Origin of the sequence: Streptomyces sp. NPDC002057 (assembly GCF_040296665.1) — a bacterium.
Taxonomy (GTDB): domain Bacteria; phylum Actinomycetota; class Actinomycetes; order Streptomycetales; family Streptomycetaceae; genus Streptomyces.
Map to the genome: position 1 here is coordinate 1 of NZ_JBEOXR010000027.1, position 20,587 is coordinate 20,587.

Genomic DNA, 20,587 nt, shown 5'->3' on the forward strand with positions numbered 1-20,587 from the left:
GGCGGCCTCGATGCGCAGGACGCCGTCGGTGTGGGTGACGGTGGTCTGTTCGGCGGCCTTGGTGTCGCGGGTGTTGGAGGCGTTGGCGGGGAGGATCTCGACGGTGGTGTCGGTGCGGTCGGAGGCGATGAGGCGGATCGTGCCGGCGGGGATGTCGAGGACGGTGGTGAGGGCGGTGGGGGTGGTGAACTTCCGCATGGTGTGTTCCTTCGTCCGGGTCGTTCGGCTTGTTCGGCCTCTTCGACGCGTTGTTTCCGATGAAGGAAAAGCTACGTTGCGTTCGCGGGTATGGCAACGTGTTCGTTGCGCAGAAATGCCGTAACTGCAGGTGGATGCGGGAAAGTTGTTGCAATGGGGCTGACGGGTAACGCAACGTCAGGGAGGGGATCGTTGCAATGGGTTGAGCGTGAACGCTATGCTGCGGGCATCGGGCAGTACACGGAACGCGCAGCACCACGAAGGAGACCGCGATGCCGGGAGGCAGGCTCACCCAGCAGGAACGCCAGCAGATCGCACTGGGGTTGGCCGACGGCCTCGCCTACGCGGAGATCGCCAGACGGCTCGACCGCCCGACCTCGACCGTCACGCGCGAGGTGATGCGCAACGGCGGGCCCACCTCCTACCGCGCCGAGTCGGCCCACCGCGCCACCGAACGCCGCACCCACCGGCGCCGGCAGGCCGCCCCCCGCGACCCGGCGGCGCCCGAGCAGCTCCACGGGCGCGACGCGGAGGCGGTGCGCGAGTACGAGGAGACGTTCACCGCGGTCCTCATGGGCTCGGGCATGCCCACGATGATGTCCCGGGTGATGGCCTGCCTCACCCTCACCGACACCGGCAGCCTCACCGCGGCCGAACTCGTCCAGCGCCTCCAGGTCAGCCCCGCGTCCATCTCCAAGGCGGTCACGTTCCTGGAGAGTCAGGGCTTCGTCCGCCGGGAGCGCGACGAGCGCCGCCGCGAGCGGTACATCGTCGACGACGACATCTGGTACCAGTCGATGGTGGCCAGCGCCCGGTCCACCGCCCAGATCGTCGAGATCGCCCGGCAGGGCGTCGGCGTCCTCGGCCCCGACACCCCGGCCGCCACCCGCCTGGAGAACGTGGCCCGCTTCCTGGACTTCGTGTCCGAGAGCATCGCCCGTGCGGCGGAGCAGGCCCGCGACATCCTCCACACGAAGGCGGTGCCGCCCCGGGTCGACACCGCCGAGCCCGGCGCGGCCCGGGGCCAGGACGGGTAGCGGCCACCTCCTGGGCCCGGCACCTCCTGGGCGCGGCAGCACCCCCTCGGCGCGGCGGCTCGGCGGGCTCAGCGGGTCGGCGGCTCGGGAGCTCGGCGGCTCACCGGTTCCGTCGCGCCCCCGCGGTCAGCGCCACGGACCCGGCGACGGCGAGCACGGCTCCCGCCGCGAGTACTCCCCGGCGCGAGCGCCAGGAGAGCACCGACCAGCACGACTGGGCCGAGAGCACCGAACCGACGCTCAGCCAGGAGCCGGCCGAGGCCGCCGAGAGCGCGGAGCCGACCGACCCGACGGACAGGTACGAGCCGACGGAGCCGATCGACAGGAACGAGCCGACCGAGCCGACCGAGAGCATCGACCCGACCGAGCCGACGGACAGGAACGAGTCCCGGGACCACAGGGACAGGGACGAACCATGGCGAAGGGTCATGCCCCGATCGTAAGCACGGGGCGGCCCGGGCGCCTCACCCGCCGCAGGCCGGCAGGAATTCCAGGCCCTCGGGTGTCCCGAAGCGCAGCACGGCGAGGTACGCCTCCGGGTAGTCGCAGCCCAGGTCCGTCCACTGGAGCGCGAGGACGGTCCAGACGGCGAACACGGCAAGGAGGAACCAGCCCCAACCCTTTGACATGTACGCCTCGTACCCGTCGGTTCCGCGGAGGAACCGCTTCCCGTCGCGACCGCCGTCAGTCGATGCGCACGATCTGGAAGGCCTCCGCCATGCGTCCCGGGGGCAGGCCGCCGGCTGCCGCGTGTTCGCCGAGCCAGGTGCGGAGGAGGCCGGCGAGGTCGTCGAAGTGGGCCGTCTGGGAGGTGTGGATGCGCAGGGCCTCGACCTTGCGGTCGAAGACGGAGGTGACGTCGACGTACTGGTTGGGGGTGGGGCCGGTCATCAGCCACAGCTCGTGGACGGTCCAGGGCTCCAGGCCCTCCTCCTTGAGCAGTTCGGCGTGGGCGAAGGGGTTGCGGGCCTCGGGGTAGACCGCGCGCAGGCAGGCGTCGCCGACCGCGCGGTGGTCGGGGTGGAGGTCGGCCACCCGCGCCCAGTTGATCTCGGGCGAGGGGATGATCGCGCGCTGCGGGCGCACTTCGCGGATGACCCGGCACAGGTCGCGGCGGAGGTCCACGGAGGCTTCCACGAAGCTGTCGGGGTAGCCGAGGAAGCGGACGTCGGCGACGCCGCTGAGCTTGGCGGAGTGGACCTGTTCGGCCCGGCGCAGGTCCGCCATCGCCTGGCGGGGGAGCCGTTCGTCGTAGCCGCCCGCGCCGCCGTCGGTGACGATGCAGTAGGTGACGCGGGTGCCGCGCTCGATCCACCGCATGACGGTGCCGCTGACGCAGAACTCGATGTCGTCCGGGTGCGCGGCCACGACCAGCAGGGATTCGGGTGCGCCCCGGTCGGTGAGCTGAGTGGGATCGGTCGCCAAGTCCTCCATGTGTCCAGCCTGTTGGGGTGGCGGGGGCGTCGCAAGGCCAAGCCCTGGCGTGAACCGGACATGGCACTTACGCGCCATTCAAAAACTTGGTAGATTCAAATCATTGGGCGCGACCAGTCTGTTGTGTTGAGGACAGTGACTTCGGAGGCGACCGGCATGTGCAGGATTCTCGGCTCCCTCGCCGCCGGGGCGGACCGCCCCGAACCGGCGCAGCTCGCGGCGGTCTCGGCCCGCCAACGCCACGGCGGACCCGACGAGCACCAGGTGCTCAGCGGACCCGGCTGGTCCCTCGGGTGCGACCGGCTCGCCGTGACCGACCCCCGCGGCGGACGACAGCCCTACCGGCTGCCGCACCTCCCCGGCGTCCTCGCCGTGCTCAACGGCGAGATCTACAACCACGCCGAACTGCGCCGGAGCCTCGCCGCCCGAGGCCACCGGTTCCCCGACCACTGCGACGGCACGCTCCTTCCCGCGCTCTACGCCGAGTACGGCCCCGCCTTCGCCGAGCACCTCGACGGCATGTTCGCCGTCGCGGTCCTCGACCTTCGCCCCGGCACCGCCCAACTCGTGCTCGCCGTCGACGACATGGGCATGAAGCCGGTCCACCTCCACCACGACCCGTACGACGGGTCCACCCGCTTCGCCTCCGAGATCCCCGCCCTCCTCGCCTTCGAGGGGGTGCGGATCTCCCCGCGCGAGGACTCCCTCGACACCGTCCTCGCCACCCGCACCTCGTACTCCACGCACACCGCGCTCGACGGCGTCAGCGTCCTGCCGCCCGGTGCCACCGCCCTCGTACGGCCCGGCGCCGCCCCTCTCGTACGCCGCCGGGGACCCCACCGCACCACCCCCGTCGGCGACACCCAGGACGTCCTGCGCCGCGAGGTGCGGCGGCTCGCCCGGGCCGAGGCGCCCGTCTGCGCCATCACCAGCGGAGGCCTCGACTCCGGGCTCGTCACCGCACTCGCCGCCGAACACGGACGGGAGACCGACGCGCCGCCGCTGCACACCTTCCACCTCACCTACCGGGGCCGGTGGCCCGACTCCGAGGCCGCGTACGCCCGGACGGTCGCCCGCCGCGCCCGGACCGTGCACCACGAGGTCGCCGTCGACCCCGACGAGCTCGGCTCCCTCCTCACCCGGACCGTCCGCCACCTCGGCCAGCCCAACGCCGACCCGATCACCGTCTCCACGTACGCGCTGTTCCGCGCCGTCCGCGAGAACGGCTTCACCGTCGCCCTCACCGGCGACGGCGCCGACGAACTCTTCGGCGGGTACGACCGGATGCGCGCCGCCCTCGCCGCACCCGCCGGAGCCGACTGGGCCGGCGCCTACGCCGACTCCCTCTCGGCCGCGCCCCGGCTGCTCCGCGAGCACCTCTACACCGCCGACTACCGGGCCCACATCGCCGACCAGGGCTCCGCCGCCGACCGCATCGAACAGGAGCTGCGCTCGGCCGAGGCCGTCGGCGCGGACCGGCTCACCGCGATGACCGCCTTCGAGACGCGCTGGCGGCTCCCCGCGTACCACCTGCGGCGCGTCGACCACCTCTCCATGGCGTGGGCCGTCGAGGCGCGGCTGCCGTTCTGCCAGCCGTCCGTCGTCACGCACGCGCGGGGGCTGCCGACGGCGGCGCGGACGGGGAAGCGGGCGCTGTACGAGGCGGGCGCGGAGCTGCTCCCGTCCTCGGTCCTGCGCCGGCCCAAGCAGCCGTTCACGCTGCCGGTCGCCGCGATGCTCGCGCCCGGCAGCCCGCTGCTCGACACCGTGCGCGAACTGCTCTCCCCGGCGCGGCTCGTGCTCGGCGGGAAGGTCCGCGCCGACCGGGTCCGCACGCTCCTCGCCCGCCACCTGGAACGCCCCTCGCACCACGACGCCCAGGCGCTCTGGGCCCTCGCCGTCCACGAACTGTGGACGGAGGTGGTCCAGGGCATGCGCATCCCCGTCGGCTGTGCGGCCTGACCCCTCGGGCCCCGCCCCGGCGGACCGGTCCGCCCCGCCCCCGCGCCCCGTCCCGGCCGCCCCGGCGGCCGTGCCGTGCGTCCCGGTCGCCGTCGTCCGGGCCCGGGACGCCCCCGGCCCCACCCTCGTCGTCCGCTGCGACCGGCTTCCGGCCGGGGCGCTCGGCCTGGGCGGGGAGCTGGCGCGGCTGCGCGGCGCCCTCGCCGGCACCCCGTACGCCGGGCTCGGCAAGCTCGCCCTCTACGGCCCCGCCGCCCGCCCCGGCCACACCCTCGACTACCGGTTCGTCCAGGCCCTCCCCGGCGGCCGACTCGACTTCCGGGCCGGGTGCGGGCACTCGCTGCTCGCCTGTGTGGTCGCGGCGGGGCGGCCCGGGCCCGTCACCGTGCGCGCCGTGACCACCGGGGACACCGTGCTCTGCGAGCCGGACGGGGACGCGTACACGCTCAGCTTCCTCAGGGCCCCCACCGCCCCCGGCGCCCTCCCCACCGGCCGTCCCGTCGACGTCCTGCTCGGCGTGCCCGTCTCGCTCGTCCGGTACGGCAACCCGTACGTCTTCGTCGACGCCCGCCACCTCCCCGAGGAGGCCCTCCGGGAACGGCTCCTCGCCCTCCGCGCCGAGGCCGCCCGGCTCCTCGGCCACCCGCCGCACTCCGCCCTCCCCAAGATCGCCGCGTTCACCGACGGGCCCGAGGGGCTCTCCGTCCGCGCCCTCACCGTCGGCGGCTGGCACCCCCATCTCGCCCTCACCGGCGCCGCCGCCCTCGCCGCCGCCGGGGCGCTCGACGGCACCGTCGTGCCCGCCCCGAGCGGCCCCGTCCGCACCCCCGGCGGCACCGTGACCGTCTCCGCCGGACCCGACCGCGTCCGCGTCCACCACAAGCGCGCCGAACTCCTCGACCGGCTGCACCTGCCGTGGCGTGTCCACGCAACGGCGTGAACGCGCACCCCGCTCACCAGGCCCGGGGTCCGGTCCCTCTGCCACGCTGAAACGGACCGGCCATCGGTATCCGTGGGGAGAGCAGACACACATGAAATTCGAGAACCTGCGTGTCGTCGTGACCGGAGCGTCCCGCTATTTCGGTCGCGCGCTCGCCGTCGGATTCGCGCATCTCGGCGCCGAGGTCTACGTCTCGGCGCGGACCGTCGAGGCGGCCGAACGCACCCGTACCGAGGTCATGGGCTCGGCCCGTGACCGTATCCACGCCTTCGGCTGCGACCTCAGCCGGCCCGCCGAGATACGGGAGTTCGCGGCCCGGGTCGGCGAACACACCGACCGGGTCGACCTGTTGGTCAACAACGGTGCCCGCTGGCTCGACGGCATGGACCTGGAGGCGGCCAGCGACGCCGAGATCGTGGAGACGATCGAGTCGACGGCCGGCGGCACGGTCCTCATGGTGAAGCACTTCCTGCCGCTGCTGCGCGGCTCGCTGCGGCCCGACATCGTCAACATGGTCGCGGTCCGCGACGCCGAGGGCGCCTCGGCGGCAACCGCGGGCGCGGCCCACGAGGCCTTCTGGGCGGCGAAGAGCGCCCAGGCGGGCTTCGCCGACATCCTCTCGCGCCGGCTGCGGCCCTCGGGAGTCCGTGTCTTCTCGCTCTTCCCGCCCGACTTCTCCATCTCCGATCCGCGTGTCGCGGAGTGGGACGGATCGAATCCGGACGGCGTCGCACCCGACGAGAAGCTGACCACCCAGGCCCTCTTCGAATGCATCGTCTACGCGGTCGAGCAGCCCCGTGACTGCTTCATCCGCTCCTTCCACTTCGAGCCCCGCTGACCGCCCTGCGCCGACGGCGCCCCGCCGCCGGCCTCCCGCCGAGGCGACCGCCGAAGCCCACCGCACCACAGCGTCAAGGAGGTCCCATGAGCACCCCCGTCTGGATCACCGCGACCCCTCCCGCCACCCACGGCGAACTCCACATCGGCCATCTCGCCGGGCCGTACGTCGCCGCCGACGTCCTCACCCGCTATCTGCGGGCCGAGGGCGAGGCGGTCCGGTTCACCACCGGCACCGCCGACCACGCCAGCTCGGTCGAGGTCCGGGCGCTGCGCCACCACCGCAAGCCCGAGGAGGTCGCGGAGGGCTACCGGGCCGCGATCACCGCGGACTGGCTGCGTTCGGGGGTGGAGTTCGACCACATCGTGCGCCCGCGCCGCGACAAGGGGTACGGGCGCTGGGTGCAGGACCTCTTCGGCCGTCTCTTCGCGCAGGGCGTCATCGCCCCGCGCACCCGGTTGCTCCCGTACTGCGAGCCCTGCGACCGCTGGCTGTACGGGGCGCACGCGACGGGCGGCTGCCCGCACTGCGGCGCGGTCAGCGACGGCGGCATGTGCCACGAGTGCGCCCGCCCCAACGACGGCGGCGACCTCGTCGCCGCGCGCTGCGCGCTCTGCGACACCCCGGCGGTGGCCCGCCGCTGCCGCCGGCTCTACGTGCCCCTGGAGCCGTTCCGGGAGACGCTCGCCGAGCACTGGGCGACGGCGGGTCTGCCGCCGCGGCTCGCCGCGCTGTGCGAGTCGCTCGTCGAGGACGGCCTGCCCGACGTCGCGGTCGGCCATCCCGCCGAGTGGGGCCTCCCGGTGCTGGTCGAGGGTTTCCCGGACCACCGGATCGACGGCTGCTTCGAGACGGCGGCGATGCACCTCTTCGGCTACGACCTGAAGGGCCCGCTGCCCCGCCGCGCCATCCACTTCTGCGGCTTCGGGCACGCCTTCTGCCACGCCGTGCTGCTGCCGGTGCTGCTGCTCGCGCAGGACGTCAAGCTGCCGCAGGACTTCAACGTCAACGAGTCGTACGTCATCGAGGAGGGGGTCCGGGAGGGCAACGTCTGGGCGCTCGACCTGCTCACCGAGTACGGCTCCGACACCCTGCGCCGCCACGTCCTCCAGGCCCGCCCGCTGGGCCGCCGTACGGTCTTCCACCGGGAGCGGCTCGCCGCGGCCCGGCGCGAGCTGGACGAGAGCTGGAACAGCTGGCTGTCCCGGCTCTTCGCCGCCGTGCGGGAGGAGTGCGACGGTCTCGCCCCGCAGGCGCTGCCCGGCGGCACCGGCTGGGAGATCCTGGAGCGGCGGCTGCACCGGGGCGTGGACGACCTGCGGGAGGCGTACGGCCCCGACGCGTTCGACCCGCGCCGTGCGGTGGCCGTGCTCGACGAGATGGTCCGCTCGGCGGCCGACTTCGGTCATGTCAACGCCCATGAGCGCTGCCGGCCCAGTACCTCCTGCCGTCATCTCCCGGCGCTCGCCGCGCAGTTGGCGGTGGCCTCGGCCCTGTCGGCGTGGTCGCGGCCGGTGATGCCGGAGGGCGCCGACCGGCTGGCGGCGGCGCTCCACGCGGTGCCGGGGCGGCCGGTCGACCGGCACGCCCTGGCGGCCCCCCTCCCGGGGACCCGGCTGGCGCCCCCGTCGGGCCCGGTCTTCGGTTTCTGACCCCCACTACTAATCAACTAAGTAACCCAGTAGCCCGGCGCCCGCGCCGGCAGACGAGCGGCTCGGTGCACCAGCGTCCGATCGATCCCCCTCCCGCCGCGTGACCGCGCGCGAGCGACGCGCGGGGACACGTGGCCCCCACTCCCCAGGAGCCCCACGTGTCCCTGCGCGTCGCCATGCTCAGCGTCCACACCTCCCCGCTCCACCAGCCCGGGACGGGGGACGCCGGCGGGATGAACGTCTACATGGTCGAGCTCTCCCGCGCCCTGGCCGAACAGGGCGCCGAGGTCGACCTGTTCACCCGCTGCCGGGGCGAGGGCCTGCCCCCGTTCGTCGACCTCGCCCCGGGGGTGCGGGTGCGGCACCTGCACGCCGGGCCGCGCCGGGCGCTGCCGAAGGAGGCCATGCCCGACCTGGTGGTGCCGTTCTCGCTGGCCCTGCTCAAGGAGGAGCGGCGCTACGACCTGGTCCACTCGCACTACTGGCTCTCCGGGCAGGCGGGCCGGATCGCCTCGGTGGGCTGGCGCGTCCCGTTCGTGCACACCGCCCACACCCTGGCCCGGGTGAAGAACGCCTCCCTCGCGGCCGGTGACACCCCCGAGCCGGAGCTGCGGGTGCGGGGCGAGCACCAGGTGGTGGCGGCCGCCGACCGGCTGATCGCCAACACCGCCGACGAGGCGGAGGCGCTGCGTGCGCTGTACGGGGCGGAGGGGGCGCGGACCGAGGTCGTACGCCCCGGGGTCGATCTGCGCACCTTCCACCCGGGGGACGGGCGGGCGGCCGCGCGGGCCCGGCTCGGGCTTCCCGTGGACGCGTTCGTGCCGCTCTACGCGGGCCGCATACAGCCGTTGAAGGGCCCGGACGTGCTCGTACGGGCGGTGGCGGAGCTGCTGCGCGACTCCCCGGGCCTGCGCCGCCGGCTCCTGGTCCCGGTGGTCGGCGGGCATTCGGGCGCGACCCGCGAGGGGACGGCCTGGCGGCTCGCGGGGGAGCTGGGGGTGACGGAGGTGCTGCGGTCCTGCCCGCCGGTTCCGCAGGAGCGGCTCGCGGACTGGTACCGGGCGGCGGACGTGCTCGTGGTGCCCTCGCGCAGCGAGTCCTTCGGTCTGGTGGCCCTGGAGGCTCAGGCCTGTGGGACGCCGGTGCTCGCGGCGGCGGTCGGCGGGCTTCCGGCGGCGGTGTGGGACGGGGTGACGGGCCTTCTGGTGCACGGGCACGACCCGGTGGAGTACGCGCGCCGGCTGAGCTGGCTCGCGGCGCATCCGGAGGTGGTGGAGACGATGGGGGCGGCGGCGGTGCGCCACGCGCACGGGATGAGCTGGCGCGCGTCGGCCGTCCGGACCGTCGAGGTGTACCGGGGGGCGCTGGCGGAGACGCGCCGGTCCGTCGTCCATGGGGCGGAGCGGTGGGTGGGGCAGGGGCGGCGGCACGCCCCTGCCCCGTCGGCCCCTCTCTCCTGGAGGAACGAGAAGGCCGTCGCACCAGTCTAGCACCTCTTTTGGTTCGACCAAAGATATGGAGAGGTCCGGATCGTTCAATTCCGTTGTGGCGAAGGCGGATTGACGCATCCACGCCATGGCGAGTCCACGCAGAGACGATCCCTGGATTCGATTCGGGGGCGGGGACAGAATGGAGATGTCTTCAGGGAACGCCCGGCGGCACGGGCCCCCGAAGGCGGAATTCACATTCCAAGTCCTGGAGGAATCATGTCCGTTGCGCAGAACACCGGTGTCCGCAAGGCCGTCCGTCAGCTCCTCGTCGCGGTGGCCGCCTGTACGGCCGTCGCCGGCGGTGCCGTCGTCGCCGTTGCCTCCGACAGCGGCCCGGTCGCCCCGCAGACCGTCGCCGGCGTCACCGAGGACAACGGCTGGCCGGTCGTGCCGCCGAAGCCCACCCCCACCAACTGACGCCGCCCCGCGAGCTCTTCACCCTGGGAATTCCCCTGGGGGAACCACCCGGGAATCCCCCGAGAACCCCGAAGAACCCCGGAGAACTCCCGAGAACCCCCCGAGAACCCCCGAGGGATCCGTCCGGGAATTCCGTTCCCACCCGGCCCCGCAATCGCTGCCACGATTGCGGGGCCGCGGCATTTCCCCGTACGAACGCCCCGCGTTCCCGCGGTCAGTCCAGCCAGCCCAGCCGCACCGCGCGCGCACCCGCCTCGAAACGGCTCGTCGCGCCCAGCTCCTGCATCAGCTCCGAGATCATCCGGCTGACCGTCCGCAGCGACACCCCGAGCGTGCGCGCGATCCGCTCGTCCTTCATCCCCGAGGCCAGCATGAGCAGCGCCGCCCGCTGCTGCTCCGAGAGGCCGTCGCCGCCCGCCTCCGCCGCCGCCTCGTTGCCGTACGGGGTCGCCGTGTGCCAGCAGTGCTCGTACAGGCTCAGGTACGGCCGCACGAGCGCGCTGCCCCGCGCCAGGATCGCGCCCTCGCCGGGCTCCTCGGGACGGATCGGGACCAGGGCGAACTGCTGGTCGGCGATGATCATGTTCATCGGGACGACGGGGGCGAGACGGATCTCCACCCCCAGCTCCGCCCGCTGCCCCAGGAACTTCTCCATCTGCGGGTCGGTGGCCTCCTGCCGGCCGTAGATGGCCCGCACCCGCACCCCGTTGGCGATCTGCCGCCGGTCGCGATCGAGCATCCGGTCCGGGTTCTGCCGCCCCGGCGTCCCCGGGTGCAGCGCGGCCGAACTCTCCTGCATCACGTCGGTGATGTCCTCGATGGCCTGCTGGATCCTGCGGTAGTCGGTCAGCGCCTCGACGTGCGCCTCCGCCCGGGTCAGCGCCTCGGCCCGCAGATAGGAACCCGCGAGGATCTCCAGCGTGCTGTACGCCTCGTCCGCCTCGGCCAGGTGCTCGCGCAGCCGCCCCCGCTCGCGCTCCAGGAGCCGAAGCAGCGCGATCTCCGGGTCGATCGCCGCCACCGTGTCCGTCTCGGAGCGCCAACTGCCGTCCTGGACGGCGGTGACGGTGGCGTGCGCCTGCCCCGTGGGCACGATGAGGCCCAGGGTGAGGAGTTCGCCGCGACATCGCTCGTACTCCTCCGGCGCGAGCCCGATGTCCCTGCGGACCTCCTCGAAGTCCGAGACGCCCCGGCGGCGCAGCTCCTGGTACACGGCCAGCAGGATCTCGTTCGCGCCGTCCCCGATGCCGTCGCCCGCAGTGACCATGGCGAAGTGACCCCCCTCATCCTCCGAGTCGCCCCGCCCTCACCTTGTCATACGGCTCGGCGGGAGTCCGTCGTGCAATGACCGTGCCCGTGCCCGTCCGCGTCCGCGCGTCCGTTCCCGTACCGCCCCCTACAGTGCCGTACGGCAACTCCTCCTCCTAGGCCCCCTGTTCGAGCCCCTCGCCGTCGAGCAGGCCGAGCCGGGCGGCCTTCACCCCGGCCTCGAAACGGCTGGCCGCCCCGAGCTCCTGCATGACCTCCGAGAGCAGCCGGCTGACCGTCCGCAGTGAGACCCCGAGGCTCCGCGCGATCTGCTCGTCCTTGATGCCGGAGGCCAGCATGTGCAGCGCGGCCCGCTGCTGGTCGGACAGTCCGTCGCCGCCGCCCTCGCCGGGCTCCTCCCCGTACCGGGCGGCCGCCTGCCAGCAGTACTCGTAGAGCGCGAGGTAGGAGCGGACGAGGCCGGGGCCGCGGGCGAGGATCGTGGGCGAGTCCGGGTCGTGCGGGTCGGTCGGCAGCAGGGCGAAGTTCTCGTCGGCGAGGACCATGTTCATCGGGACGACGGGGGAGAGCCGCAGCTCCACCCCGAGCGCGGCCCGGTCCGCCAGGTGCTGGGTCATCTCGGGCACGGTGCCGACCCGGCGGCTGTACATGGCGCGCACCCGGACCCCGCGGGCGGCCCGGGAGCGGTCCCGCTCCAGCTCGGCGGTCATGTCCTCGCGCCGCACGGAGCCGGTGTGCATGACGTGGACGGCGGTACGCACGGACCGGGTGAGCTCGGTCAGCTCCCGCAGCACCCGCTGCGGGTCGGTGACGATCTCCACCTCGACCTCGGAGCGGGGGACGGCCCCGGCGCGCAGGAACGGTCCGGCGAGGGCTTCGAGGGCGGTGTGCGCGCGGCTGGTCGCGGCGAGCCGCTCCTGGAGCCGGTCGCGCTCGCGGCGCAGCAGCCGCAGCAGGGCGACATCGGGATCGACGACGGTCCGCGCGGGGCACCCGCCGGGGGCGGGGGCGGAGGAGCCGTCGGCGCTGTCGTCGGGGGTGGCCGGTTCCGACGGGTCCTGAGGGGCGGTGAGTCCTAAGGAGGCGAGTTCCTCGCGACATCGCTCGCGCTCGTCGGCGGAGAGCTCCAGCCGGTCCGCGACCTCGTCGAAGGAGGCGTCGGGGCGGGCGCGGAGTTCCTGGTAGACGGCGAGAGCCTGCTCATTGCCCACACGGGACACGGCGGCGTTTCTGGACACGGCGCAGCGGACTCCCCTCGGATCACGCGGACCCTGTCGAATCGCCCCGCCCGACCCTGCCACAGAATCGAACGACACGCACGGAGTTGAACAGGGGTCAGACCGCGGGGAGTTCCGCCCGGCAGTCGGGGCACAGGCCCTTGAACACGACCTCCGCGTCCTCGACCCGCCACCGCGGCAGCGCGCCGCGCGGCGGCTCCGGCACCGTCGCCGTGACGTTCTCCACGCGGCCGCACACCGTGCACAGCGCGTGCTGGTGCGCCGGCCCCGAGACCTCGAAGACCGCGGGCAGGCCCGGCCGGTCGAACTTGCTGACCAGGCCCGTCTCCTGGAAGTGCCGCAGCATCTCGTAGACGGCCTGGCTGGTCAGCGTGCCGAGCCGCTCGCGGGCGGTCGTGGTGATCGCCTCGACGTCGAGATGGCCGCCGCCGGCGAGCACCGTGAGCACCTCCAGGCGCGGGCCCGTGACCCGCAGCCCGACGTCGCGCAGGCGCTGGATCACCGCCTCGCGGCCCGTCAGGTCTTCCACGACTGCCATCTTCTCCGCCCGCCACCTGGTCGGCTCAAACTTTTGTGGGCATCGTACCTCTTGCCCGTCAACGTCGTCAGGTGCTCTTCGGCCGTCCGTCAGACGTCCGTCCTGCACACGAGCAGGACGGACTCGGTCCGCTCGTCGATCCGGTGCCGCCGCCGGCCCTCGATGCGCAGGCCCGCCGCGTGCAGCTCCGCCGCGAGCCGCTCGGGGTCCACGATCCACTTGTCGGTGGTCAGCACGGCCCGCTCGGTGGAGAGCTTGCCGGTCCTTGCCGCGTAGTAGGTGATCCGCTCGCTCATCGACGGCAGGTCGAAGACCTGCCGGGCCACCACCCACTCGTCGATCCCGTCGAAGCGGGGCACCTGGAACGCCCAGGTCCGCCGCGGCTCCGCGATGAGCCCCGGCAGCTGGTGCGCCGTGTAGTCCAGGGCGAGCGCCCCGCCCGTCTCCAGGTGCGAGGCGACCTCGCGCAGCAGCCCCGGCCGCCGGGCCGGGGGCACGGCGGTGACCATGGCACCCGCGAGCAGCGCCAGCCGGTAGCTGCCGTCGAGCCGCAGGTCGGCGAGGTCCGCCCGGTGGGTGACGACGAGCCCGGCCACCTGCGGACCGATCCGGCGGGCCCAGCGTTCGAGGCGCTCCAGGGCCGAGGCGTCCCGGTCCACGGCTTCCACGGCGAAGCCGTGCCGGGCGAACGGGACGGCGAGCCGCCCGGCGCCGGAGCCGAGGTCCAGAACGGGTCCGCCGGTGGAGCGGGCGAGGCTGAGGTACCGGACGATGTCCGCGCTGTGGGGGCCGAGCAGGGCGTCGTGCAGCCAGACGGAGTGCTCGTCGGCGGGGGAGACGGATTCGAGCCCGGGCAGGGCGTCCGGGGTGACCCGGACACCGGCACCGGGGGCGGGTTCGTGCTCCCGGCCGGATCGGGACGGCAGGACCGGAGCGAACGCCGCGGGCACGACGGGCAGGGAAGTGCCGCTCGGTGTGTGCATCGCTCCTCCAGGGGCTCGCTCGGTCCGTGCCGTCCGGACGAGGTACCCGTGCCGCCGGGACCGCGCCGCTGGACCCATCCTGACCTGGGGAGGGAACCCCGATCCACCGGATCGGGCTGCGTGAACACGCGATGGCGTGGATCTGCCACGCCCTGGATCCCCCGCTCGCGCGGGGGCGTTCCGCCGGAGGGGCGGTCTCTCAGACGAGCGCCCTGCCGAGCCGCCGGGGGGAGAGGAGCCCGAAGCCCAGGTGCGTGTAGAAGGGCAGCGCCGGATCCGCCTCCGCCGGCAGCTCCACCCGCTGGGCCCGCGCGCCGTAGCCGCGCATCCGGTCCGTGGCCGCCGCCATCAGGGCCGTACCCACACCCCGGCGCCGGGAGCCGGAGGTCACGGCCAGGGCGTACACCTCGCCCTCGGACGGGACCGGGACACCGCCCGCGGCGACGCCGACGATCGTGCCCTCCGCGTCGGTCGCGACGAGCCAGCCGAGCCAGCCGGGTGCGCCACCCGGAATTTCAATTTCCGCTCGTATGCGGGGGAGTGCGCATTGTGCGGAGATCAGCCGCCGCATCGGGATTTCGTCCAGGATTCCGGCGTAGCTGCTCCGAATGACGTCGGCGAGCAGCCTGGATATCGGTGTCGCGTCGCCGGCCGCGGCCGTCCGAACGCCAGCCAGCTGCATTGGTTGTGTACCCTTCGACGCGCCGAGCCCGGTCCCCAACATACCCACAATAGCGGGGAATTCAGTTGTCCGTGACCGATGCGAAATCTACGAATTCGCTTAGTAAATAAGGTCGTTCGGCAAGCGGCGGCGGTGAACCGGGTCAATTATCCGGGGAAGGAACAGCAGGCGACGATCAGCGGCGCCATCGCGAGTCCCGCCGACGCGATGGTGAACAGTCCCCGCAGGACGGGATGGCCGGCGCTGTACGGGGTGAGGATGCGCCGCATCCGGAGCGCCGCCGAGGGCCCGCCCGCCGCGAACGCCGACCGGGGCGCCCGCCCCGAGGCGAGCGCGTACAGCGCGGTGGCCAGCGCGTCCCGCGTGCACCGGCGCAACGCCCGGTCGTCCGCCGCCATCTCCAGCAGCAGGGGTACGGAGTCCCCGCCGTGCCGGGCCAGCGGAAGGCGCGGGAAGACGGCCGCGAAGGCCTCGGCCGCCGCGACGAGGAGGTGGTGGCGCCCCGTGATGTGCGCCCGCTCGTGCGCGAGCGCCGCCGCGAGCTGGGCGGGGGTGAGCGCCTCCACCGCGCCGGACGAGACGACGACCCGGCGCGAGCGCCCCGGCAGGCAGTAGACGGCGGGGCGCGCGTCGTCGAGGACGGTGGCGCCCAGGGCGGGGTCGTACCGTCCGACGAGCCGCAGCACCCCCGCGTGCCGCACCCGCACCCGCCGGGCCCTGACCAGGCGCCGTACGAACGCGGCGGTGGGCACCGAGAGGACGGCGAGGGAGAGCGCCAGGGCGAACCCCTCGCGCCCGTCGAGGGCGAGGAGTTGGGCGGGGGTCGGCGGCCGCAGGGTGAACATCATGTCCGCCAGCCGGTGGCTGCTCTCGCCCGACAGGACCATCTGGGCGGGCAGCAGGGCGGTCGCGGCGGCGAAGACGGCGCCGCAGGCGGCCCAGACGCCGAGGGCGAGCCGGGGCGCCTGCTCGGCCCAGCGCGCCCGGACCACCAGCCAGGGGACCAGGAAGCCGGTGAGGGCGACGAGTCCGAGCGGGACGAGCGCGTGGTGGTTCACGCGCCGCCCCCGCGGCCGGGGTGCGGGTCCTGGTCCGCGCGGGCGGCGCGGAGGGCCGCGTCGAGGGCGTCCATGTCCTCGTCGGAGATGACCTCGACGAAGCGGAGGAGGGCGGCGGGACGGTCCTGGCTGTCGCCGAGGGCGTCCCGCATCAGGCCCGCCGTGTACTCCTCGCGGCCGCGGACGGGCTCGTACAGCCAGGCCCGGCCGGCCTTCTCGCGGCGGAGCCAGCCCTTGCGGTGCAGGATGTCGGCGACCGTCATCACGGTCGTGTAGGCGACCCGCCGGCCGCGGTTGATGTCGTCGACGATCTCGCGGACCGTGGCGGGCCGCTGCCAGGCCCACAGCCGGTCCATGATCTCGGCCTCCAGCTCTCCCAGCCGGCGCACGTGCATCCCCTCCCCTTGCGGGCGGCTCATCGTACGGGCCGCCTCACCCGCTCAGATATACCCCCCAGGGGTACGGTGGGGAGCGGTCGATGCCGCGCCCCCGCTCCGTCACGTCCGGATGAGCCGGGCGATCGCCTTCGACGCCTCGCCCACCTTCACCTTCGCCTGGTCCCCGCCCTGGGCGATGGCCTCCGTGACGCAGCAGCTGAGGTGCTCGTCCAGCAGGGCCACCGCACAGGACTGGAGGGCCGCGTTGATGGCGGAGACCTGGGTGAGGACGTCGATGCAGTAGACGTCCTCGTCGACCATCCGCTGCACCCCCCTGACCTGGCCCTCGATCCGTCGCAGGCGTCTGATGATGTCTTCCTTGTGCTGTCCGTAACCGGCCACGACGGGCTCCTCGGAAGTTGGCGGGGGGAAGGGGTTCGTCAGCGGTCGGCGGCCTGGAAGCCCCGCAGCCGCAGGCTGTTGCCGACCACGAAGACCGAGGAGAAGGCCATGGCCGCGCCCGCGATCATCGGGTTGAGCAGTCCGGCCGCGGCGAGCGGCAGGGCCCCCACGTTGTAGGCGAAGGCCCAGAACAGGTTCGAGCGGATGGTGCCGAGCGTCTTGCGGGAGAGCCGGATCGCGTCCGCCGCGGCCCGCAGGTCGCCCCGGACGAGCGTCAGGTCGCCGGCCTCGATGGCGGCGTCCGTGCCCGTGCCCATCGCCAGGCCCAGATCGGCCTGGGCGAGCGCGGCGGCGTCGTTGACGCCGTCGCCGACCATGGCCACCGAACGCCCCTCCGCCTGGAGCCGCTTGACGACGTCGACCTTGTCCTGCGGCATGACCTCCGCGATGACCTCGTCGATGCCGACCTCGGCGGCGACGGCCTCCGCGACCGCCTTGTTGTCACCGGTCAGCAGGATCGGGGTCAGACCGAGCGCGCGCAGCCGCCTGATGGCCTCGGCGCTGGTCTCCTTGACGGCGTCCGCGACCTCAAGGACCGCGCGGGCCTCCCCGTCCCAGGCGACCGCGATGGCGGTCCTGCCCGCCTTCTCGGCGGTCTCCTTCGCGGACTTGAGGTCCGCGGGGAGGGCCATGGCCCACTCGTCGAGCAGCTTCTCGCGGCCGACGAGGACGGCGTGGCCTTCGACGACGCCCTGCACGCCGAGTCCGGGGATGTTGGCGAAGTCCTCGGGGGTCGGAAGCGTCCCCACCCTGGCGGCGGCACCGGTGGCGACGGCCTGGGCGATCGGGTGCTCCGAGGAGTGCTCCAGGGCGCCCGCGAGCCGCAGGACGTCCCTCTCGTCGACGCCCTCGGCGGTGTGCACCTTGAGGAGGGTCATCCGGCCGGTGGTGACGGTGCCGGTCTTGTCCAGGACGATCGTGTCGACCTTGCGGGTGGTCTCCAGGACCTCGGGGCCCTTGATGAGGATGCCGAGCTGGGCGCCGCGGCCGGTGCCGACCATGAGGGCGGTCGGGGTGGCCAGGCCGAGGGCGCAGGGGCAGGCGATGATCAGGACGGCGACGGCGGCGGTGAACGCGGCGGTGAGGCCCTGTCCGGTGCCGAGCCAGAAGCCGAGGGTGCCGAGGGCGAGCGCGATGACGATCGGCACGAAGACGGCCGAGATCCTGTCGGCGAGGCGCTGGGCGGCGGCCTTGCCGTTCTGCGCGTCCTCGACGAGCCTCGCCATGCGGGCGAGCTGGGTGTCGGAGCCGACGCGGGTGGCCTGGACGACCAGGCGGCCGCCGGCGTTCAGGGTGGCGCCGGTGACGGAGTCGCCGACCGACACCTCGACCGGGACGGACTCGCCGGTGAGCATGGAGGCGTCGACGGCGGAGGAGCCCTCGACGACGGTGCCGTCGGTGGCGATCTTCTCGCCCGGACGGACCAGGAAGCGGTCTCCGGCCTGGAGTTCGGCGGTGGGTACGGTGACCTCGCGGCCGTCCTTGAGGACGGTCACCTCCTTGGCGCCGAGCTGCATCAGCGCCTTGAGCGCCGCGCCCGCCTTCCGCTTCGAGCGGGCCTCGAAGTACCGGCCCGCCAGGATGAAGGCGGTGACGCCGGCCGCGGCCTCCAGGTAGATGTTCCCGGCGCCGTCGGTGCGGGCGATCGTGAACTCGAACGGGTGGGTCATCCCCGGCGTGCCGGCCGTACCGAAGAACAGCGCCCACAGCGACCACAGGAACGCGGCGATCGTGCCGACCGAGATCAGGGTGTCCATGGTGGCGGCGCCGTGCTTCGCGTTCGTCCAGGCCGCCTTGTGGAAGGGCCAGGCCGCGTACACGACGACGGGCGCGGTGAGGGTGAGGCTCAGCCACTGCCAGTACTCGATCTGGAGCGCCGGGACCATCGCCATCGCGATGACCGGCACGGCCAGCGAGACGGCGGTGATCAGCCGCTGCCTGAGGGGGCGCAGGGCCGCGTCGGCCTTCTCCTCGTCGGAGGGGCCCTCCGGCGCGCCGGGGGCCTCGGCCTTCGGGGGCGCGGGCTCGGCGGCGGTGTAGCCGGTGGCCTCGACGGTGGCGATGAGCGCGGCGACGTCGATGTCGGCGTCGAAGGTGACCTTCGCCTTCTCGGTCGCGTAGTTGACGGTGGCCTCGACCCCGTCCATGCGGTTGAGCTTCTTCTCGATCCGGGCCGCGCACGAGGCGCAGGTCATGCCGCCGATGGCGAGCTCGACCTGGGCACTGCCCGGTGTGGTCGTGGTCATTTCCTGCTCCTCTTTTTTTGGGGCTCGGTTCTCCCCCTCGCTTCGCTGGGGGGACCCCCACCGGGGCGCTCCAGCCGGGCTCACAGCCCCGACCGTGCTCGCCTCCCTCGTTCCTCGGGAGGCTCCGCGCGCTCGGGGCTGTTCCCCCGGCCGCGCCCCTTCGGCTCACTCGCCGGGTTCTCGGGGCGGAGGCGGACTCGTATGGGCGTCGGGCTCGGCGCGGGAGTCGGGCTCGCGGCCCCGGGGAACGGGTGGCTCGGCGATTCAGGCGCGGCCGGTGAGCTCGTAGCCCGCGTCGTCGACCGCCGCCGTGATCGCCGCGTCGTCGGGCTCGCCGCCGGTGGTCACGGTCACCAGGCCGCCGGCGATGTCGACGTCCACGGAGATGACGCCGTCCAGGGCGCTGACGGACGTGGTGATCGCGGTCCTGCAGTGGCCGCAGGTCATGCCGGAGACGGCGTAGACGGTGACGGTGCTCTCGGCGACCGCGACGGCGGTGGTCTCCGCGGTGGTCGAGCAGCTGTTGTCGGGGGTGCAGCAGGAGCCCATGGCGTCCTCCTCGGTCGATTTCCTGGTCCGATACCCTCGGGGGGTATTCGGTTCGTGGGTCCATGTATACCCCCCGGTGGTATCCCCCGCAAGTGTTCCCCCGGCTTGACTTGATACCCCCCAGGGGTATGGTGAAGTGCGTCGGACGGTAACCCACGCCACCCACGTACGGGAGAGCAGCCATGAACACCGGAGTGAAGATCACCGCCTTTGCCGCCGCGCTCGCCGCGACCTTCGGGACCGCCTACGGGGTCGGGAAGGGCGTCGGCCCCGTCGGAGGAGGGCCCGCCGAGGGCGGCCACGGCGAACACGCGGAGGCCCAGCCCTCCCGGACGCCGGAGAAGGGGCACGCCGGACACGAGGAGGGCGCGACCGCGGACACCTCCGCCACCGCCGCGCTCCCCGGCGGCCTCCAGATCTCCCAGGACGGCTACACCCTCGCCCTGGAGACCCCGACGCCCGCCGCCGGCAAGAGCGTCCTGAAGTTCTCGATCAAGGACGCGGCCGGAAAGAAGGTCACCGCCTTCACCACCGAACACGGCAAGGAGCTGCACTTCATCGTCGCCTCGCGCGACCTCGGCACCTTCCGCCACCTCCACCCCGTGAAGGCGGCCGACGGCACCTGGACCACCCCCGTCGACCTCCCCGCCGCCGGCGGCTACAAGGCCTTCGCCGACTTCAAGCCCGCCGCGCCCGGCGCGAAGGGCGTCACGCTCGGCGCCGACCTCTCCGTCCCGGGGGCGTACGCGCCGAAGCCGCTCCCCGCCGTCGCCCCGACCGCCACCGTCGACGGCTACCAGGTCCGCCTCGGCGGCACCCTGGACCCCGGCAAGGCCGGCGAACTCCGGCTCACCGTCACCAGGGGCGGCAAGCCCGTCGACGACCTGGAGCCGTACCTCGGGGCGTACGGACACCTCGTCGCCCTGCGCGCCGGCGACCTCGCCTACCTCCACGTGCACCCGAACGAGGGCGGCCCCGGCCCGGACGTCTCCTTCACGGCGACGGCGCCCAGCGCCGGCACGTACCGTCTCTTCCTCGACTTCCAGCACGAGGGCAAGGTCCGGACGGCGTCCTTCACGGTCACCACGGGTGGCGCGAAGACATCCGTCCCCGCCACCGGTGAGGCCACGCACGATGCGGGAGACCACGCGCACGGCTAGGCTGGTCATTGGACTAGACCTATGCTGTGGGCGGTGGAGGCGTACGGCGCCATGGAT

The 20,587-nt window shown here is 73.5% G+C and carries 21 protein-coding genes and 1 pseudogene; 8 read left to right on the forward strand and 14 right to left on the reverse strand.

Annotated features, from left to right (window positions below; translation table 11 throughout):
• Window positions 1-198, reverse strand: a pseudogene (locus tag ABT129_RS21185) (DUF4097 family beta strand repeat-containing protein); the annotation flags it as partial.
• 272 nt (window positions 199-470) lie between these two features.
• Between ABT129_RS21185 and ABT129_RS21190 the strand changes: the two are divergent.
• Entirely contained in the window at window positions 471-1,235 is a 765-nt protein-coding gene (locus ABT129_RS21190) for a GbsR/MarR family transcriptional regulator (protein WP_351903580.1), read from the forward strand.
• 100 nt (window positions 1,236-1,335) lie between these two features.
• Here the strand turns inward: ABT129_RS21190 and ABT129_RS21195 are convergent, their stop codons facing one another.
• The 3 genes from ABT129_RS21195 to ABT129_RS21205 are packed head-to-tail and all read right to left on the reverse strand — an operon-like array spanning window position 1,336 to window position 2,669.
• On the reverse strand, window positions 1,336-1,665 hold the full coding sequence (locus tag ABT129_RS21195; RefSeq protein ID WP_351903583.1) for a hypothetical protein: 330 nt from the start codon (window positions 1,663-1,665) through the stop codon (window positions 1,336-1,338).
• 34 nt (window positions 1,666-1,699) lie between these two features.
• Entirely contained in the window at window positions 1,700-1,864 is a 165-nt protein-coding gene (locus ABT129_RS21200) for a hypothetical protein (RefSeq protein WP_351903586.1), read from the reverse strand.
• Between the two features lie 55 nt (window positions 1,865-1,919).
• The gene (locus ABT129_RS21205) at window positions 1,920-2,669 is read right to left on the reverse strand and encodes a PIG-L deacetylase family protein (protein ID WP_351903589.1); all 750 of its coding nucleotides are present in this window, start codon (window positions 2,667-2,669) and stop codon (window positions 1,920-1,922) included.
• A 156-nt stretch (window positions 2,670-2,825) separates the two neighbouring features.
• Between ABT129_RS21205 and asnB the strand changes: the two genes are divergently transcribed.
• From asnB to ABT129_RS21235, 6 genes are all read left to right on the forward strand, one after another.
• Window positions 2,826-4,631 (forward strand): asparagine synthase (glutamine-hydrolyzing), encoded by a 1,806-nt coding sequence (gene asnB / locus ABT129_RS21210; protein ID WP_351903592.1) that lies wholly within the window; start codon window positions 2,826-2,828, stop codon window positions 4,629-4,631.
• Window positions 4,621-5,571, forward strand: coding sequence for a 2-methylaconitate cis-trans isomerase PrpF family protein (locus tag ABT129_RS21215; protein WP_351903595.1), 951 nt, complete (start codon window positions 4,621-4,623; stop codon window positions 5,569-5,571). Before asnB ends, ABT129_RS21215 begins: the two co-directional genes overlap by 11 nt.
• Before the next feature lie 91 nt (window positions 5,572-5,662).
• Window positions 5,663-6,409, forward strand: a complete 747-nt coding sequence (locus ABT129_RS21220; protein WP_351903598.1) for an SDR family oxidoreductase — start codon at window positions 5,663-5,665, stop codon at window positions 6,407-6,409.
• A gap of 86 nt (window positions 6,410-6,495) precedes the next feature.
• A complete protein-coding gene (locus ABT129_RS21225) occupies window positions 6,496-8,061 on the forward strand; it encodes a class I tRNA ligase family protein (protein ID WP_351903601.1) in 1,566 nt (521 codons plus the stop codon).
• A 176-nt stretch (window positions 8,062-8,237) separates the two neighbouring features.
• Window positions 8,238-9,551: a D-inositol-3-phosphate glycosyltransferase gene (mshA, locus tag ABT129_RS21230; protein ID WP_351903830.1), complete on the forward strand. Its 1,314-nt coding sequence runs from the start codon at window positions 8,238-8,240 to the stop codon at window positions 9,549-9,551.
• A gap of 216 nt (window positions 9,552-9,767) precedes the next feature.
• Complete coding sequence (locus ABT129_RS21235) at window positions 9,768-9,968, forward strand: hypothetical protein (protein ID WP_351903604.1); 201 nt, start codon at window positions 9,768-9,770, stop codon at window positions 9,966-9,968.
• 214 nt (window positions 9,969-10,182) lie between these two features.
• On the opposite strand, the gene ABT129_RS21240 is transcribed toward ABT129_RS21235, so the two are convergent.
• The 10 genes from ABT129_RS21240 to ABT129_RS21285 form a co-directional block, all read right to left on the reverse strand.
• On the reverse strand, window positions 10,183-11,235 hold the full coding sequence (locus tag ABT129_RS21240) for a helix-turn-helix transcriptional regulator (RefSeq protein WP_351903607.1): 1,053 nt from the start codon (window positions 11,233-11,235) through the stop codon (window positions 10,183-10,185).
• A gap of 157 nt (window positions 11,236-11,392) precedes the next feature.
• On the reverse strand, window positions 11,393-12,475 hold the full coding sequence (locus ABT129_RS21245) for a LuxR C-terminal-related transcriptional regulator (RefSeq protein WP_351903609.1): 1,083 nt from the start codon (window positions 12,473-12,475) through the stop codon (window positions 11,393-11,395).
• 97 nt (window positions 12,476-12,572) lie between these two features.
• The gene (locus tag ABT129_RS21250; RefSeq protein WP_351903611.1) at window positions 12,573-13,013 is read right to left on the reverse strand and encodes a Fur family transcriptional regulator; all 441 of its coding nucleotides are present in this window, start codon (window positions 13,011-13,013) and stop codon (window positions 12,573-12,575) included.
• 89 nt (window positions 13,014-13,102) lie between these two features.
• Window positions 13,103-13,996: an SAM-dependent methyltransferase gene (locus ABT129_RS21255; RefSeq protein ID WP_351903614.1), complete on the reverse strand. Its 894-nt coding sequence runs from the start codon at window positions 13,994-13,996 to the stop codon at window positions 13,103-13,105.
• A gap of 199 nt (window positions 13,997-14,195) precedes the next feature.
• Window positions 14,196-14,678 carry a GNAT family N-acetyltransferase gene (locus ABT129_RS21260; RefSeq protein WP_351903617.1) on the reverse strand — a complete coding sequence of 161 codons (483 nt, stop codon included), beginning with the start codon at window positions 14,676-14,678 and terminating at the stop codon, window positions 14,196-14,198.
• Between the two features lie 146 nt (window positions 14,679-14,824).
• Window positions 14,825-15,736 carry a M56 family metallopeptidase gene (locus ABT129_RS21265; protein ID WP_351903620.1) on the reverse strand — a complete coding sequence of 304 codons (912 nt, stop codon included), beginning with the start codon at window positions 15,734-15,736 and terminating at the stop codon, window positions 14,825-14,827.
• Window positions 15,733-16,125: a BlaI/MecI/CopY family transcriptional regulator gene (locus ABT129_RS21270; protein WP_351903833.1), complete on the reverse strand. Its 393-nt coding sequence runs from the start codon at window positions 16,123-16,125 to the stop codon at window positions 15,733-15,735. The genes ABT129_RS21265 and ABT129_RS21270 overlap by 4 nt, the downstream gene beginning before the upstream one ends.
• A gap of 108 nt (window positions 16,126-16,233) precedes the next feature.
• A complete protein-coding gene (locus ABT129_RS21275; protein WP_015035316.1) occupies window positions 16,234-16,515 on the reverse strand; it encodes a metal-sensitive transcriptional regulator in 282 nt (93 codons plus the stop codon).
• Window positions 16,516-16,553: 38 nt separating this feature from the next.
• A complete protein-coding gene (locus ABT129_RS21280; protein ID WP_351903623.1) occupies window positions 16,554-18,821 on the reverse strand; it encodes a heavy metal translocating P-type ATPase in 2,268 nt (755 codons plus the stop codon).
• 264 nt (window positions 18,822-19,085) lie between these two features.
• Window positions 19,086-19,370, reverse strand: coding sequence for a heavy-metal-associated domain-containing protein (locus ABT129_RS21285; protein WP_351903625.1), 285 nt, complete (start codon window positions 19,368-19,370; stop codon window positions 19,086-19,088).
• 182 nt (window positions 19,371-19,552) lie between these two features.
• Between ABT129_RS21285 and ABT129_RS21290 the strand changes: the two genes are divergently transcribed.
• On the forward strand, window positions 19,553-20,530 hold the full coding sequence (locus tag ABT129_RS21290) for a DUF8832 domain-containing protein (protein WP_351903628.1): 978 nt from the start codon (window positions 19,553-19,555) through the stop codon (window positions 20,528-20,530).
• The last annotated feature ends 57 nt before the right edge of the window (window positions 20,531-20,587 follow it).

What these genes read in the sequence shown, in the direction of transcription:
- ABT129_RS21190 (WP_351903580.1), top strand. Translation starts at nt 471, where the DNA reads ATGCCGGGAGGCAGGCTCACCCAGCAGGAACGCCAGCAGATCGCACTG.
- ABT129_RS21195 (WP_351903583.1), bottom strand. Translation starts at nt 1,665, where the DNA reads ATGACCCTTCGCCATGGTTCGTCCCTGTCCCTGTGGTCCCGGGACTCG.
- ABT129_RS21200 (WP_351903586.1), bottom strand. Translation starts at nt 1,864, where the DNA reads ATGTCAAAGGGTTGGGGCTGGTTCCTCCTTGCCGTGTTCGCCGTCTGG.
- ABT129_RS21205 (WP_351903589.1), bottom strand. Translation starts at nt 2,669, where the DNA reads ATGGAGGACTTGGCGACCGATCCCACTCAGCTCACCGACCGGGGCGCA.
- asnB (WP_351903592.1), top strand. Translation starts at nt 2,826, where the DNA reads ATGTGCAGGATTCTCGGCTCCCTCGCCGCCGGGGCGGACCGCCCCGAA.
- ABT129_RS21220 (WP_351903598.1), top strand. Translation starts at nt 5,663, where the DNA reads ATGAAATTCGAGAACCTGCGTGTCGTCGTGACCGGAGCGTCCCGCTAT.
- ABT129_RS21225 (WP_351903601.1), top strand. Translation starts at nt 6,496, where the DNA reads ATGAGCACCCCCGTCTGGATCACCGCGACCCCTCCCGCCACCCACGGC.
- mshA (WP_351903830.1), top strand. Translation starts at nt 8,238, where the DNA reads ATGCTCAGCGTCCACACCTCCCCGCTCCACCAGCCCGGGACGGGGGAC.
- ABT129_RS21235 (WP_351903604.1), top strand. Translation starts at nt 9,768, where the DNA reads ATGTCCGTTGCGCAGAACACCGGTGTCCGCAAGGCCGTCCGTCAGCTC.
- ABT129_RS21240 (WP_351903607.1), bottom strand. Translation starts at nt 11,235, where the DNA reads ATGGTCACTGCGGGCGACGGCATCGGGGACGGCGCGAACGAGATCCTG.
- ABT129_RS21250 (WP_351903611.1), bottom strand. Translation starts at nt 13,013, where the DNA reads ATGGCAGTCGTGGAAGACCTGACGGGCCGCGAGGCGGTGATCCAGCGC.
- ABT129_RS21255 (WP_351903614.1), bottom strand. Translation starts at nt 13,996, where the DNA reads ATGCACACACCGAGCGGCACTTCCCTGCCCGTCGTGCCCGCGGCGTTC.
- ABT129_RS21260 (WP_351903617.1), bottom strand. Translation starts at nt 14,678, where the DNA reads ATGCAGCTGGCTGGCGTTCGGACGGCCGCGGCCGGCGACGCGACACCG.
- ABT129_RS21280 (WP_351903623.1), bottom strand. Translation starts at nt 18,821, where the DNA reads ATGACCACGACCACACCGGGCAGTGCCCAGGTCGAGCTCGCCATCGGC.
- ABT129_RS21285 (WP_351903625.1), bottom strand. Translation starts at nt 19,370, where the DNA reads ATGGGCTCCTGCTGCACCCCCGACAACAGCTGCTCGACCACCGCGGAG.
- ABT129_RS21290 (WP_351903628.1), top strand. Translation starts at nt 19,553, where the DNA reads ATGAACACCGGAGTGAAGATCACCGCCTTTGCCGCCGCGCTCGCCGCG.